Genomic DNA, 14088 nt, shown 5'->3' with positions numbered 1-14088 from the left:
TTTGTGCTGGACTGATGGTGGATCGTTGCAGGAAGGATGAGAGCCGCGCGTCAATGCTTGTCGAACCACACTGTCTGCGCGTTGACGAATTCACGGATGCCGAAGTGCGAGAGCTCGCGGCCGAAGCCGCTCTTCTTCACACCGCCGATCGGCACGCGAGGGTCGGAAGCGGAGAAGCCGTTGACGAACACACCGCCGGTCTGCAGCCGGCGCGCCAGCTGCATGGCCCGCGCGCGGTCACCGGTCCACAGGTTGCCGCTGAGGCCGAACTCGCTCTGGTTGGCCAGTTCCACCGCGTGGTCGGCATCGCGGGCGCGGCTGATCGAGGCCACCGGCCCGAACGTTTCCGTGTCAAAGGCCTGCATGCCCGGCTCTACGTCCGCCAGTACGGTGGGCGCGTAGAACGCGCCCGGGCGATCGAGCTGATGGCCGCCGACGAGCAGCTTCGCGCCTGCGTCCACCGAGGCGCGCACCTGCGCGTCCAACTGTTCCAGCAGGTCCTGGCGTGCCATCGGACCAATGCGATTGCCCGCTTCACGGCCATCACCGATGGTCAGCGCCTGCACTTTCTGGCAGAACTGCGCCACGAAGCGGTCGTACACCGCGTCTTCAACGATGATGCGCTTGCCGGCAATGCAGACCTGCCCGGTGTTCTGGAAGCGCGAGGTCACCGCCGCATCGACGGCCGCATCCAGGTCAGCGTCGGCCAGCACGATGAACGGATCCGAGCCGCCCAGTTCCAGCACCACCTTCTTCAGCGCCTGCCCGGCCTGGGCGGCGATGCTGCGGCCTGCGGCTACGCTGCCGGTCAGGGTGACGGCAGCGATGCGGTCATCGGCGATCGCACGGCTGGTACCCTCGCGGCTGATGTTGGCGGCGATGAAGGTGCCTTCCGGCAGCCCGGCATCACGCCAGGCGGCATCGAGCAGCTGCGCGGTGCCGACGATGTTCTCGGCCGGCTTCAGCAGGAAGCCGTTGCCGCCCATCAGGATCGGTACCGCCGCGCGCATCACCTGCCAGTACGGGAAATTCCACGGCATGATGCCCAGCACCACGCCCAGCGGCAGGTAGGACACGTAAGCCTTGTCGTCGGGCACCTGGGTCGGCTCGTCGCGCAGGAACTGCGCACCGTGGTCGGCGTACCAGTCGCACAGCACGGCACACTTCTCGATCTCGGCCAGTGCTTCGGCCTGCACCTTGCCCATCTCGGCGGTAGCCAGGGCAGCCAGCGTCTCGCGGTCACGGCGCAGTACGCCCGCCATCGCACGCAACACCTGCGCTCGCTGTTCCAGGCTGCGGGCGCTCCAGGCGGCGAAACCGGCCTGACCGCGATCGAGGATCGCTTCCAGCTCGGCATCCGTGGCGAAGGGATGGCTGGCGATCTGCTGGCCGGTGGCCGGATCGCGGGAAATGGCGGTGGTGGGGGCAGCGGACATGCAGGTCTCCTGGTGTCTCGACGACGGGCGGGCGGCCCGTCTCCTGCACAGGAATGTGGACCCGATTGGCGGAGGCAACAAGGCGTCTGCTTATCCTGTGACCTGCACTTACCTGTCTGAATGGGGGCTCTTGGCAGGGCTGCGCCCTGCACCCGCAGAGGCCGAAGCGACAGCAACGGCAACAGCAACAGCAGCAGCAACAGCGGGCTATCCGTGGGATGGCGAGGTGGGTCCGGTTGCGGGAGACGCCGTAAACCCGTCCTTGGGGGCTTGGCCGCGGCATCCATGCCGCGGACACTCCCGCAACCGGACCCACCCCGCCTTCGACAGTTTTCCGCGATCTGTCGGAACGGCGTACTGCTCCGGTAGGTGTCGACCTTGGTCGACACGGTAGATCCACGTCATGCGTGGATGAATTCACTCAATATCTGACAGATGTGTCGACCAAGGTCGACACCTACCAACAGCCGCGTGAACCTTTCAAAGGTGGGGCGGTGTCGGAGTGCGGGGTGTCAGCCGCATGGATGCGGCTGCCAAGCCCCCAGGGACGGGTTTATGGCGTCCCCGCACTCCGACACCGCCCCGCCAACCCACGGAATCCAGCTCTAGCTCTGGCTCTGGCTTTGGCCGTTGCATTGAGCAGGTGCAGGGCTGCAAGCCCTGCCGAACACCCACTACCTACGCGGCAGGTAAGTCACCAGGGAAAGATCGTGCCGGCTCTCCGGCACCAGCGCCACGTACTGCAGGTCCAGCAGCCCGCGCGTGGGATGGTTCAGCTTCTTCGCACCCTCATCGAACCGGCGCACGTCGTGCTCCGGCCACCACTGGCGGAATTCCTCGCTGTGCGCGGCGAGGTCCTCGACCAGCGCCAGGAACGGCGCCTTGTCCGGCGCCTGCGCCATCGCCGCACGGAAGCCTGCCAGCAGGCCGCGGGTCATTTCTTCCCAGTTGAGGATCAGCGTGCGGTACGGCGGGTACAGGAACATCAGCCGCAGCGTGTTGCGCTCATGCGGCGCCAGTTGGCTGTAGTCCACGAACAGATCGGCGATGGCCGGGTTCCAGGCCAGGATGTCGAAGCGGGTGTTGCGCACATAGGCCGGGATCGGCTGCATCGCCTCCACCAGCTGGCGCAAGCCGTCAGTCACGCTCTCGTCCGGTGATTCCAGCGGCACGCCGTAGCCGGACAGCGCGAACGCGTAGGCGCGTTCGTCGTCGCTCATGCGCAGCACCTGCGCCAGGCGCTCCAGCACCTCGGGCGAGGCGCGCACTTCACGGCCCTGCTCGATCCAGGTGTACCAGCTGACGCTCACCCCGATCGCCAGCGCGACTTCCTCGCGCTTCAGGCCCGGGGTCCGCCGGCGCCCGGCCGGCAGGCCGAGCGTGGCAGGATCGACACGGGCGCGGCAGGCCTTGAGAAAGCCGCCGAGTTCCTTGCGTTCACTTTCGCTGCGCATCATCGCTACCGCCGTACCCGTTGTAGCGTCGAGCCATGCTCGACGCATCTGCTACTGCGCCAACAGCAGCCGAGCATGGTCTCGGCCCCACACCGGAAGCGTGATCAGCCACCCTCGGCGTTGCGCACGAGGGTGACGATATCCGCGCAGGCGCGCCGATCAGGCATCGACGCGCTTGGAGCCCACGGCCAGGCCGGCCTTCAGGCTGGCCTCGACGAACTCGTCCAGGTCGCCGTCCAGCACCTTCTGCGTGTCCGACCGTTCGATGCCGGTGCGCAGGTCCTTGATGCGGCTCTGGTCGAGCACGTAGTTGCGGATCTGGCTGCCCCAGCCGATGTCGGACTTGGTGGCTTCCACCGCGTCCTTCTCGGCGTTGCGCTTCTGGATCTCCAGTTCATACAGCTTGGCGGCCAGCATCTTCATCGCGTTGTCGCGGTTCTGGTGCTGGCTGCGGCCGGTCTGGCAGGCCACGACGATGTTGGTCGGGATGTGGGTGATACGCACCGCCGACTCGGTCTTGTTCACGTGCTGGCCACCGGCACCGGACGAACGGTACACGTCGGTACGCAGGTCGGCCGGGTTGATGGTGATATCGATGTTGTCGTCGATTTCCGGCGACACGAACACCGAGGTGAAGCTGGTATGGCGGCGGTTGTCCGAGTCGAACGGCGACTTGCGCACCAGGCGGTGCACGCCGGTCTCGGTCTTCAGCCAGCCATAGGCATAGTCGCCTTCCACGCGCAGCGTGGCCGACTTGATGCCAGCAACGTCGCCGCCGGACACTTCCATCAGTTCGGTCTTCCAGCCGCGCGACTCGCACCAGCGCAGGTACATGCGCAGCAGGATCTCGGCCCAGTCCTGGGCTTCGGTACCACCGGCACCGGCCTGGATGTCGACGAACGCCGCCGCATTGTCCATCTCGCCGGAGAACATGCGCTGGAACTCCAGCTTCTCCACGTGGGCCTGGTGCTTGTCCAGGTCGGCGACCACGGCCAGGGCGGTTTCCTCGTCCTGCTCGGACTCGGCCAGCTCCAGCAGCTCGGTGGCATCGTTCAGGCCATCGAGCACCGAGGCGATGCCGCCCACGGTCTTTTCCAGGCTGGAACGTTCGCGGCCCAGGTTCTGGGCGTACTCGGCGTTGTTCCAGACGTCGGGGCTTTCCAGCTCCCGCGTTACTTCTTCAAGACGCTCTTTCTTGGCGTCGTAGTCAAAGATACCCCCGAAGCGACAGCACGCGATCGGTCAGATCGGTGATGCGCTGGCGGACAGGATTCAGTTCGATCATGTCGGCGGTTATGCATTCAAAAGATGACTGGTAATGATACCGCAGGCTGCGGGTGCCCGGAATGAGGGCCTCACCCTGCCCCCAGCGCCTGCCGCAGCAGCGGCAGCTGGCGCCGGCTGCACGGCACTTTCGCCCCGTCGGCCATGTGCAGCAGGGCCTCGCCACCGTCCAGCGGCTCGATCGAGCGCAGCTGGCCCCGATGGATCAGCCAGCTGCGGTGCGGGCGCAGGAACTCGCCCGGGTCGAGCCGCTGCTCCAGCACCGCCATGGTGATCCGCAGCGGATAGTCGTGGCCGCGTACCCGCAGGTTCACATAGTTCCCCGCGGCCTGGGCATACTCCACGTCGGCCGTGGCGACCAGGAACTCCTTGCCCAGCTTGCGCACCAGGAAGTGCTGGGGGCGCTCGACCGGCTCCACCGGCGGGCCGACGTCCGGCTCGGCCAGCAGGCTCGCCTCGCCCTGCCTGCGCCGGCCGAACCAGCTGGCAAAGTGCTCCAGTGCCACGAACATCGCAAACGTGCGTACATCCTTCAGGTATTCGTAGGCAAAACGCTCCAGCCAGCCGGCATCATCCTGGTAGCGATGGCCCAGCGACCCGTAGGCCAGGTGCCGCAGCAGCACCATCCCCACCACGTGCAGCAGCGACCAGCCGACGCTGGCCAGCAGATACAGCGGCAACCGCCGCTTCCAGGTATCGGCATGCAGCGGCCAGCGCTCGCAGCCCCACCACAGCAGCGGCAGGGTCAACAGGACCAGGCCGAGGCTGCTGAACTCCCAGATCATCGGCTCCCACAGCCCGAGATCGGCGCCGCGGCGACTGGCGTCCATCACTTCCACCAGCGCATTGGTCACTGCCGAGGCCGACAGGATCGCCGCCCATACCAGCAGGCGGGTTGAAGTACGCCAGCGCGATGGTCGGCCTTGGGTCATTGCTGCATCCATGTCGTTGCGGTGCTCCAGCCTGCCTCAAGGGACAAAGGGTAGCGGCTCCATTGATCCCACCACCCCCGCCATTGGTCACTGCGTCGGTTCCAGCGGCCCCTTGCCAGTCGCCGCACGGACCGGGCGGCGTCACCTTGGCTCGATTCTCCGGCACACCACCACCATGACCCGACGCTACGACATCGACGCCCTGCGCGTGTTCGCCTTCGCCCTGCTGATCCTCTACCACACCGCCATGGCCTACGTGGACGACTGGGGCTTTCACCTCAAGAGCGTGCATACCGCCGAATGGCTGCAGTGGCCGATGCTGTTCGTCAACCGCTGGCGGATGTCGCTGCTGTTCCTGATCTCGGGTATCGCCATCGCGCTGATGCGGCCGGAAGGCAGGTTGCTGCGCTTCGCCGGCCTGCGCACCTGGCGGCTGCTGCTGCCGCTGCTGTTCGGCATGTTCGTGATCGTGCCGATCCAGCCCTATTGCGAAGGCGTGGCCAACGGCCACGTGGCACCCGGCTTCGGCCAGTTCCTGCTGCGCTACTGGCAGGTGCGGCCGTGGCCGGAAGGCAGCTTCGCCGGCTGGCAGTACGGCATTACCTGGAACCACCTGTGGTACCTGGCCTATCTGTGGAACTACACGCTGGCCTTGGCCCTGTTGATGCCATTGCTGGGAACGGCGGTGGTTCGCCGCGCGATGGCGCTCTGCGCAGCATCGCCGATGCTGCTGATCGGCCTTCCGTCCGCCCTGCTGCTGGCCTGGGTGACCTGGCTGGAGCCGATCTACCCGTCCACCAATGCCCTGCTCGGCGACTGGTACCAGCACGCGAAGTACGCGACGGTGTTCCTGGCCGGCTACCTGCTGGGTCGTGAACCGGTGTTCTGGGAGCGCGTGGTCGCCCTGCGCCGCACCACGCTATGGCTGGCGCTGGCTGCCGTCGGCTGGTATCTGGGGTTGCGCATCCTTGGCCAGGTACTGCCGGCTGACTCCTCGCTGCGGCAATGGCCCGAACCGTTCTGGGACCTGCAGGGCCGGGCCAGCCAGTCGCTTTACGTATGGACCGCGCTGCTGGCCATCCTCGGCTGGGGAAAGGTCTTCCTCGATCGCCCGTTCCGCTGGCTGCCGTACTGCACCGAGGCGATCTATCCCTGGTACATGCTGCACCAGAGCCTGATCATCGTGCTGTTGTTCTGGCTCAAGCCACTTCAGTTGGGCCCGTGGATGGAACCGGCCCTGCTGCTGGCCGGTACTGTCGGCGGCTGCCTGCTGATCCACGAACTGCTGATCCGTCGCGTGCGTTGGCTGCGGCCCGTGTTCGGCCTGCGTGCGAATCCGCCGGCGGCGCCAATGGCGCGCACCGCAGTAGTGTAGAGCCGAGCCCGCGCTCGGCTGCCTCTGCCATGAGCCGCGCATGTGCCCGGCGCTACATCAAGGCAGTCGAGCCAGCTCGACTCTACACGGGTGCCCGAGCGATCAACGCACCTCGAACTCGCCCACCAGCACGGTTTCGGCGCGATCCTTCAGCCGCATCGTCACCATCTGGTCCTTCTGCTTGGCCGTGCCCCAATGGGTGGTCAGGCGCAGCATCAGCGTCGTCGCACCGGTCACCAGTTGCTGGCGACTGCCGAAATAGTTCGCTTCCACCTTGTACTTGCCCGGCTTGGCGTTGCGCAGCGAGAACTGCTCGGGGCCATAGCCGCCGGTGAAGTCCTCCGACATCCGCCCGCCCTGGTAGGTCTGGCGGTTGCCGTAGTAGGCACGCTCGCCATTCGGGTCGGTCACCCACAGGTCCATGTCGCTGTTGTCGGCATCCCAGGACAGCACCACGCGCAGGTCCAGCGGCATTGCCTGCAGCAGGCGCGGGTCGATGGCCGAGGTATCCAGCCGTGGCGTGCTGCGCGCCACCAGGTTGGTCAGCTCATCCAATGCGATCAGGGCGATGCCATCGAAGCGGCTGTCCCACGGCCGCACCACCACCTGGTACAGCGGCGCCAGCGCCTGTTGCGGCTTGCCGGCCGCTGCCAGCGCCAGGCCCAGGTCGCGGAAGCTCTGCGGTTCTTCCTGGCCCATCGCCAGCACCTGCTCGAACACCGGCACCGCCAGTGCCGGGGCATCAGCCTGCATCAGCCGGTAGCCGAGCACGCGCAGCAGATGCCGGTTGTCCAGATCCATCTCGGCCAGGTTCGACAGTACCCGCAGTGCCAGTTCGCGCTGGCCCTGCTCCAGCAGCAGGTCGGCCACATCGAGGAAGAACGCGCTGCTGTCGGCGTGGGCATCGCGCTCGGCCAGATAGCGGTCGTAAAGTTGCGACGGCGGACCCTGGCGCAGGCGCCGGGCGATGGCCGAGTCCGGCTGCCAGGCCGCCAGCTGGATGCCGAGTTGGCCGTCGTTGGCGGCAGCGGGCGCAGCGACACGGCCACCAGTGACCGTGATTGAATCCAGGGCCTTGTTCGATGCAGGCGTTGAGCGACGCGCACGCGCGCTGCTGGCTTCCATGCGCTGCTCGGCCGCCGCTGCCATCGGTGAAGGCGCAGGCGGCGGGGCAGGCGCAGGGGCTGCCAGCATCGCCACGGGGGCGGATTCGGCTGCAGAGTCCACGGATGCAACCTCCAGCGCCGTTTCCCTGGCCTGCGGCGGCGCCCCCTTCGGCCAGCTGCGGTTCCACCACTGCTGGCGCTCCTTCCAGCGAGCGGCCACTTCATCCAGGCGCTGGCGATCGGCTGCGGCGCGATCACTTACCTGCACTGCAAACCTGGCGTCGTATTCGGCGCGCAACGTACCCGAAGGGCGGATCGCATAGCGCAGGTAGTCCTCCAGCGTCTCCAGCACGATCAGCGAGGTATCCGGCCCGACCAGGCCGAACTGTTGTGACAGGCGCTGCATCGCCTCACGGTTGCCACGGCGGTCGGCGGCCAGCTGCTGCAGGCGCGCCTGCGCCCACAAGCCTGCCAGCAGTTCACCGTCTTTGCTCTTCTGCGTGGCGGGCAGCGCCTGCCATTCGCCGCCACCCACGCGCACCCGCATCGGCACACCGTCGGCCGCCAGTCGTGCATGCAGCCACAGCCAGCCCTGGGCTTCACTGCGACGATCGATCACCACGTCCTGCACGCCGCGCCCCGCATCGACCTGCACATCCAGCGGCGACGACAGCAGCTCACGTGCCGCCGAATCGACATCCTTGCCCAGCGCAACGAAGCGGCCGCCATGCGCTTCGCTCCAACCACGCAGTCGCACGGCATCGGTGCGCGCAACGGCGCTGCTGACCGCAAACAGGCGTTGGTCCGGCGCCATCGCCGGCAGCTGTTCCGGCCCATAGGTCAGCAGGCCATCGCTGACCAGCAGGTATTCCTTCACGCCCGGCTGCGGCTGCCACTGCGCCAGTGCGCTGGCGCCGTCCGGACGCACGGCCTGCAGTGCTGCGCGCAGCTCGTTCCAGTTGCCGGCGCGGATGCGGAATCGACGCACCGGCTCGGCGCGATCGCGCAGCACGGTCAAGGCCACGGTGCCGTCACCCATCGCAGCGAAGTAGCGATCCAGCAGGGCGAACTCACGCGAGCGATCGCGCTGTCCCGCCGAACCGGAGCCGTCCCACAGCAGGCCGATCTCGCTGGGCAACGTGCGCGGCGTGCTGCTGGCCACCACCGGCAGCTGCGCCAACAGGTAATGGCCGTCCTGCCAGGGCGCCACCTGCACCTGTGCCTGTCGGGCTGCCGGCAGGCTCCACTGCAGCTGCTGCGGCAGCTGCGCGCCCCTGCCCTGCCACTGCAGCTGGCCCGCGCTGATGCGGAATGGCGCCGTACCCGCGGTGGCCGTGTCGGGGGCCTGCAGTTTCAGCTCAACCGAGGCTGCACCGGCGGCGAACTGCAGCGGCAGTGTCCACTGCCAGCCTTGGCCGGCGAAGGCCAACGGCTCGCGAATCACCAGCTCCACGCGCCGGCTACCGCCGGCCGGCAGCGGGTAGATGCGCAACCGGAACTGGTTGCCAGCGGTCTGTTCCAGCAGGCCCGGGTCGACCCCGCGACGGGCGATCTCCTCGAACACCTGGCGGCCGCGATCCTTGGGCACCGGCACCGCGTCACGCATCTCGCCGTTGATATCCAGCGCGAAGCCGCTGACCTGCTGACCGTCGGCCAGCGGGAACTGCAGCTCGCCCTCCAGCACGCGCCGGTTCGGGTTGTGGAATTCCAGTGTGATCCGGGTCTGGGCGATGCCGGCCTGGACTTCGCCTTCGATGTGGGCGTGTCGCAGCTGCACCGCCTGCTCGGCGGCCGGGGCAATCAGCAAAGGCATGCTGGCCTGCGGCCGGGAGATCGGCGGCGACTGCGCGCCAGCGGGCCAGGCCGCGAGGGCCAGCAACAACACAGTGCAGCAACGGACGAAGACCATGAGCGGACTCCAGTGGGATCGTGAACCTTTGAACGCACCAGCAACCGTAATGGGGTTGGCGCCCCCAAAAAGGGGACGGAGGGGATTAAGTCGCAAGTGGCAAACAAGGCACAAGCGACTTAATCCCCTCCGTCCCCTTTTTTCATGCGGGCAGGCAGTGCTCCACGATCAGCTGGATGGCGCTGCCGCCGCGATAGTCGTCGCAGGCGAGGCGATAGGCGAGATGCACATGGCGACCGGGCGCGTTGCCGTGCCAGCCGCCGAAATGGATGGCGTTGATCGTGCCGGGTACGCCGGGCAGGCGCAGTTCCAGCTTCAGGTGACGCTCCTTCAGCACGCGCCAGTTGGCCACTTCGAAGTGGCCGTCGAACAGTGGCTCGGGAAAACCCTGGCCCCACGGCCCGGCCAGGCGCAACGCATCGGCGTGGCGATGGTCCAGCTCGTCCGCCGCCAGTTCGCCGTCACTGAGCACCTGCTGCTGCAGTGCCGCCGGATCGAGCATCTCCAGCACCACCGCGACGAAGGCGGCCTTGAAGTCATCGATGTGGTCACGCCGCAGGCTGAGGCCGGCCGCCATGGCGTGGCCACCGAAGCGTTCGATCAGGCCCGGGTGGCGCGCATCGACCAGCGCCAGGGCGTCACGGATGTGCAGGCCGGGAATGGAGCGCGCCGAGCCTCGCAGGGTGTCGGCGCCAGGTTCGGCCGGCGCGAAGGCGATCACCGGGCGATGCAGGCGGTCCTTCATCTTCGACGCGACCAGGCCGACCACGCCCGGATGCCAGTCGGCATCGAACAGGCAGGCCGCCACCGGTCGCTGACCGGCCATGTCCAGCACCACCCGGGTCAACGCCTGCTCGGCGTCATCGGTCATCGATTGCTGCACGGCGCGCCGTTCCGAATTGATCTGCTCCAGCGTCTGCGCGATCTCGCGCGCCTGGCGCGGGTCTTCGGTCAGCAGCAGCGCGATGCCCAGCGCCATGTCTTCCAGCCGGCCCGCGGCATTCAGGCGCGGGCCGAGCGCGAAGCCGATGTCGGTGGCTGTGAGCCGCGCGGCATCACGGCCGCTGGCTTCGATCAGCGCACGCAGGCCGACACAGCCCTGCCCCGCGCGCAGACGCCGCAGGCCCGCGCTGACCAGTGCCCGGTTGTTCGGATCCAGCGCCACCAGGTCGGCGACGGTGCCGACCGCCACCAGGTCTAGCAGCGTGGTCAGGTCCGGCCCCTTGCCATCGGCGAAGACGCCGGCCTCGCGCATGTGCCGGCGCAGCGCCATCAGCACGTAGAAGATCACGCCGACGCCGGCCAGCGACTTGCTGGGGAAGGCATCACCGTCGAGATTGGGATCGACGATGACATCGGCCGGCGGCAGCTGCGGCCCGGGTAGGTGATGGTCGGTGACCAGCACCTGCCAGCCCCGCGCCTTGGCCGCGGTCACACCCGCATGGCAGGCGATGCCGTGGTCGACCGTGACCAGCAGGTCCGGCTGCAGCTCGGCCAGCTCCTCCACCAGCGACGGCGACAGGCCGTAGCCGTGCACCATTCGGTTCGGCACCGCGTGGAAGACATGCTGCGCGCCGAGCATGCGCAGGCCACGCACGCCGACCGCACAGGCGGTGGCGCCATCGCAATCGAAATCGCCGACCACCAGGATGCGCTTGTCATTGGCCATGGCCTCGATCAGCAGGCCCACCGCATCATCGATGCCGGTCAGCAGCTCGGGGGCGTGCAGATTGCCCAGTTTCGGCTGCGCCAACTCCGGTGTACCCGCGCCCCGGTTGGCATAGAGACGCGCCAGCAGCGGCAGCGTGCCCTCCGGCCAGCTGCCGGGCGCAACCGCATCGCGGCGGCGGATCGTCGGCGTATCAGGGAATGGCTGCACAGCATCGGCGGCAAGGGACATCGGCATCGCCGGGTTGCGGAAGACATCCCCATGATAGCGCGGGGTCGGATCTCTCTGCCCGCAGGAGGCTCCCCCCCCTGATCGCGAGCATTTGGAATCTGCCAGCATATCTTCCATGCTTGTCGGCCCTGAAATGGACTTCAACGCATGCATCGCACGCTGCTTCCCGCGCTGCTGGGCCTCGCCCTGGCCCCGGCCGCCCACGCCGCCACACCCGAACCGAAGGCCGGCGTGCAGTTCCAGCACAACGACTGGTCGCTGGCCTGTGACAACACCCGCACCTGCCGCGCCGCCGGCTACAGCCCGGAAGAACCCGGCAATCTGCTCAGCCTGATGCTGGAACGCGCGGGCGGCCCGGCTACGAAGGTGCTCGCGCGGCTGCGCAATGGCGAGGATGGCGAAAGCCCGACGCCGACCGGGGCGCTGCGCCTGCGCCTGAACGGCAAGGACCTGGGCCCGGTGCACGACACCGGCGACGGGGACAACGTGTTGTTGCAGCAGGCACAGACCGATGCACTGGTCGCCGCACTGCCGCGCCAGGCACGCATCGAGATCATCGACGGCAAGGGCAAGGCGTGGCCGATCTCCGACAGCGGCGCAGCGGCCGTACTGCTGAAGATGGACGAGGCCCAGGGCCGGCTGGGCACGCCCGGTGCGCTGGTGCGGCGTGGCGACAAGCCCGAAGCGAGCGTGCCTGCGGCGTTGCCGGTACCAGTGATCGTGCGCGGCACGCTGATGGCACCGCGCGCCTCGGACGCGGCGCTGGCCAAGGCACCGGGCCTGCGCAAGGCGCTGATCGCCAGCCTGCCGAAGCCGGATGAGTGCGGCCGCCTGAGCGATGGCGGGACAGATGAGATCGAGATCCAGCGACTGGACGCCCAGCATGTACTGGCAAGCACCAGTTGCTTCGTGGGTGCCTACAACATGAGCAACGCCTACTGGGTGGTGCGAGACAGATCGCCGTACCAGGCGACCTTTGTCACCAACCTGGCCGAAGATTTTGACCGCGATGACGCTACGCTGCGAGGCCGCTCCCGAGGCCGCGGTGTCGGCGATTGCATCTCCGCCAATGACTGGGTGTGGGACGGGGAGCGCTTCGTGAAGAGCAGCGATTTCACGACGGGCCAGTGTCGCAATATGCTCGGCGGGCACTGGACACTGCCGACGGTGGTCAGCGAGGTCCGTTGAGGCGCCGCTACCTGCGGTAGTGCCGGCCGCTGGTCGGCAACCCCGACAAACCCTGGGGGTCAGAGCCGTTTTCCGATGGAAAACGGATCCGACCCCGATCGGTCGACCCCGATCAATCGTGAAGCTGCCGCGGCTTCTTCCAGAACTGCCAGCGCTGGCCGCGGTCCAGCTGGAACTGCAGGCCGTCCTCGAAATCGAGCACCAGCCGCTGCAGCTCGCCACGCTTGAGCGCGGCCAGCAGCGGCCGGATTGCATCATTGCCGAGCTGCTGCAGCGAACGCAGCTGGCGCAGGTCGACCAGTGCATCCACCGCCTGCTCGCCATCCACGGCTACGCCAGCCGCCAGGGCCAGGCCCTGCAGCAGGGCATCGCGGCTGCGCACCTGTGCGTGCGGCGTGCTGACCGACACCGGCATCACGCCACCGCCCCAGAACCACAGCGAATTGATCGGCTGTTGTCCCTGCGCGGCGCGCTGCTGGTTCCAGGAATGGTTGTGCAGCAGTACCTGCGCTTCGGTCATCAGCGCCCGCCAGCGACGGCCGCCCTCGCCCTCCGGCAGATGCGAGAACAGGTCATCGCCCAGCACCTCGTCCGGACTATTGAAGTCCGGCAGCACCAGGTCGATTGGAAGCCGCAGGTACCAGCGCGACGGGTCAGGTGCGTCAAGCACGAACCCGGCATCGGCAAACAAGGGCTGCAGCACCGGCAGCAGGGCCAGGCTGTCGGCCAGCGTCGGCCGCAGCGTTTCGCCGTAGGCCATCATCCGCGCGCCATGCATGTCCGGCACCATGCAGGCCGGATCGGCACGCAGCCAGCTGGCGCCGGCCGCATCGCCGACGTCGCGCTGGCGGGTCAACGCGGCCACCGGCCAGTGCGGCGCGGCAACCGCGAAATGGCGCGTCAGCTGCGCGCGTTCGCCCGGCGCGACCTGCACGGTCGTGGCACGGCCGAGCGCACGTGCCACATCGTCCGGCAACGCAGCCGCGGCAAAGCGGCTGCGGGCCGGCAACAGCAGGGTCGCCGTTGCCACCGTGTCAGTCCACGTAGCTGACGCTGACGATCTCGTACTCGCGCTGGCCGGCCGGGGCGTCGATCACGATCGAATCGCCTTCCAGCTTGCCGATCATCGCGCGCGCCACCGGCGAGGAAATCGCGATCAGGCCCAGCTTGATGTCCGCTTCCAGGTCACCGACGATCTGGTACTTCTTCTCTTCGTCGGTTTCCACGTCGGCCAGCGTCACGCTGGCGCCGAACACCACCTTGGAGCCGGCGTTGAGCTTGCTCACGTCGATGATCTCGGCGTGCGACAGCTCGCCTTCCAGCTGCTTGATGCGGCCTTCGATGAAGCCCTGTTCCTCGCGCGCGGCGTGGTACTCGGCGTTCTCCTTCAGGTCGCCATGCTCACGCGCTTCGGCGATAGCGGCGATCACCTTCGGGCGCTTGACCGACTTCAGGTGATCCAGTTCGTCGCGCAGCTTCTGCGCGCCCTTCATGGTGATGGGGG

Annotated in this window: 10 protein-coding genes; 2 read left to right on the top strand and 8 right to left on the bottom strand. The window is 67.7% G+C overall.

Translation table 11 applies throughout. The features are described from left to right. Window positions 1-50: 50 nt before the first annotated feature. From AC5JLE_RS09750 to AC5JLE_RS09735, 4 genes are all read right to left on the bottom strand, one after another. On the bottom strand, window positions 51-1436 hold the full coding sequence (locus tag AC5JLE_RS09750; protein WP_049407398.1) for an NAD-dependent succinate-semialdehyde dehydrogenase: 1386 nt from the start codon (window positions 1434-1436) through the stop codon (window positions 51-53). A gap of 674 nt (window positions 1437-2110) precedes the next feature. Further along, on the bottom strand, window positions 2111-2893 hold the full coding sequence (locus AC5JLE_RS09745) for a helix-turn-helix transcriptional regulator (protein WP_032959457.1): 783 nt from the start codon (window positions 2891-2893) through the stop codon (window positions 2111-2113). Between the two features lie 156 nt (window positions 2894-3049). Next, window positions 3050-4175, bottom strand: a protein-coding gene (prfB, locus tag AC5JLE_RS09740; RefSeq protein WP_099479803.1) for a peptide chain release factor 2 whose coding sequence is annotated in 2 segments (ribosomal slippage) — window positions 3050-4099 and window positions 4101-4175 — 1125 coding nt in all. Because the reading frame shifts where the segments join, the coding sequence is not laid out codon by codon here. 70 nt (window positions 4176-4245) lie between these two features. Beyond that, window positions 4246-5106 (bottom strand): LytTR family DNA-binding domain-containing protein, encoded by an 861-nt coding sequence (locus tag AC5JLE_RS09735; protein ID WP_032959458.1) that lies wholly within the window; start codon window positions 5104-5106, stop codon window positions 4246-4248. A gap of 175 nt (window positions 5107-5281) precedes the next feature. On the opposite strand from AC5JLE_RS09735, the gene AC5JLE_RS09730 reads away from it, so the two are divergent. Next, the gene (locus tag AC5JLE_RS09730; RefSeq protein WP_496065255.1) at window positions 5282-6481 is read left to right on the top strand and encodes an acyltransferase family protein; all 1200 of its coding nucleotides are present in this window, start codon (window positions 5282-5284) and stop codon (window positions 6479-6481) included. 102 nt (window positions 6482-6583) lie between these two features. On the opposite strand, the gene AC5JLE_RS09725 is transcribed toward AC5JLE_RS09730, so the two are convergent. Both AC5JLE_RS09725 and recJ read right to left on the bottom strand, forming a co-directional pair. Beyond that, window positions 6584-9496 carry a DUF2135 domain-containing protein gene (locus AC5JLE_RS09725; protein WP_496065254.1) on the bottom strand — a complete coding sequence of 971 codons (2913 nt, stop codon included), beginning with the start codon at window positions 9494-9496 and terminating at the stop codon, window positions 6584-6586. Window positions 9497-9638: 142 nt separating this feature from the next. After that, window positions 9639-11396 carry a single-stranded-DNA-specific exonuclease RecJ gene (gene recJ, locus AC5JLE_RS09720; RefSeq protein ID WP_496065253.1) on the bottom strand — a complete coding sequence of 586 codons (1758 nt, stop codon included), beginning with the start codon at window positions 11394-11396 and terminating at the stop codon, window positions 9639-9641. A 147-nt stretch (window positions 11397-11543) separates the two neighbouring features. On the opposite strand from recJ, the gene AC5JLE_RS09715 reads away from it, so the two are divergent. Beyond that, the gene (locus AC5JLE_RS09715) at window positions 11544-12584 is read left to right on the top strand and encodes a DUF1176 domain-containing protein (RefSeq protein WP_134966490.1); all 1041 of its coding nucleotides are present in this window, start codon (window positions 11544-11546) and stop codon (window positions 12582-12584) included. Between the two features lie 112 nt (window positions 12585-12696). On the opposite strand, the gene AC5JLE_RS09710 is transcribed toward AC5JLE_RS09715, so the two are convergent. Both AC5JLE_RS09710 and greA read right to left on the bottom strand, forming a co-directional pair. After that, window positions 12697-13614 (bottom strand): Regulatory protein, RpfE type, encoded by a 918-nt coding sequence (locus AC5JLE_RS09710; protein WP_014646995.1) that lies wholly within the window; start codon window positions 13612-13614, stop codon window positions 12697-12699. Window positions 13615-13618: 4 nt separating this feature from the next. Next, a complete protein-coding gene (gene greA / locus AC5JLE_RS09705) occupies window positions 13619-14083 on the bottom strand; it encodes a transcription elongation factor GreA (RefSeq protein ID WP_026347191.1) in 465 nt (154 codons plus the stop codon). Window positions 14084-14088 lie beyond the last annotated feature (5 nt).

It is taken from the genome of Stenotrophomonas sp. (genome assembly GCF_059505245.1).
This window is presented reverse-complemented; position numbering and strand designations above follow the sequence as displayed.

What these genes read in the sequence shown, in the direction of transcription:
- AC5JLE_RS09750 (WP_049407398.1), bottom strand. Translation starts at nt 1,436, where the DNA reads ATGTCCGCTGCCCCCACCACCGCCATTTCCCGCGATCCGGCCACCGGC.
- AC5JLE_RS09745 (WP_032959457.1), bottom strand. Translation starts at nt 2,893, where the DNA reads ATGATGCGCAGCGAAAGTGAACGCAAGGAACTCGGCGGCTTTCTCAAG.
- AC5JLE_RS09735 (WP_032959458.1), bottom strand. Translation starts at nt 5,106, where the DNA reads ATGACCCAAGGCCGACCATCGCGCTGGCGTACTTCAACCCGCCTGCTG.
- AC5JLE_RS09730 (WP_496065255.1), top strand. Translation starts at nt 5,282, where the DNA reads ATGACCCGACGCTACGACATCGACGCCCTGCGCGTGTTCGCCTTCGCC.
- AC5JLE_RS09725 (WP_496065254.1), bottom strand. Translation starts at nt 9,496, where the DNA reads ATGGTCTTCGTCCGTTGCTGCACTGTGTTGTTGCTGGCCCTCGCGGCC.
- recJ (WP_496065253.1), bottom strand. Translation starts at nt 11,396, where the DNA reads ATGTCCCTTGCCGCCGATGCTGTGCAGCCATTCCCTGATACGCCGACG.
- AC5JLE_RS09715 (WP_134966490.1), top strand. Translation starts at nt 11,544, where the DNA reads ATGCATCGCACGCTGCTTCCCGCGCTGCTGGGCCTCGCCCTGGCCCCG.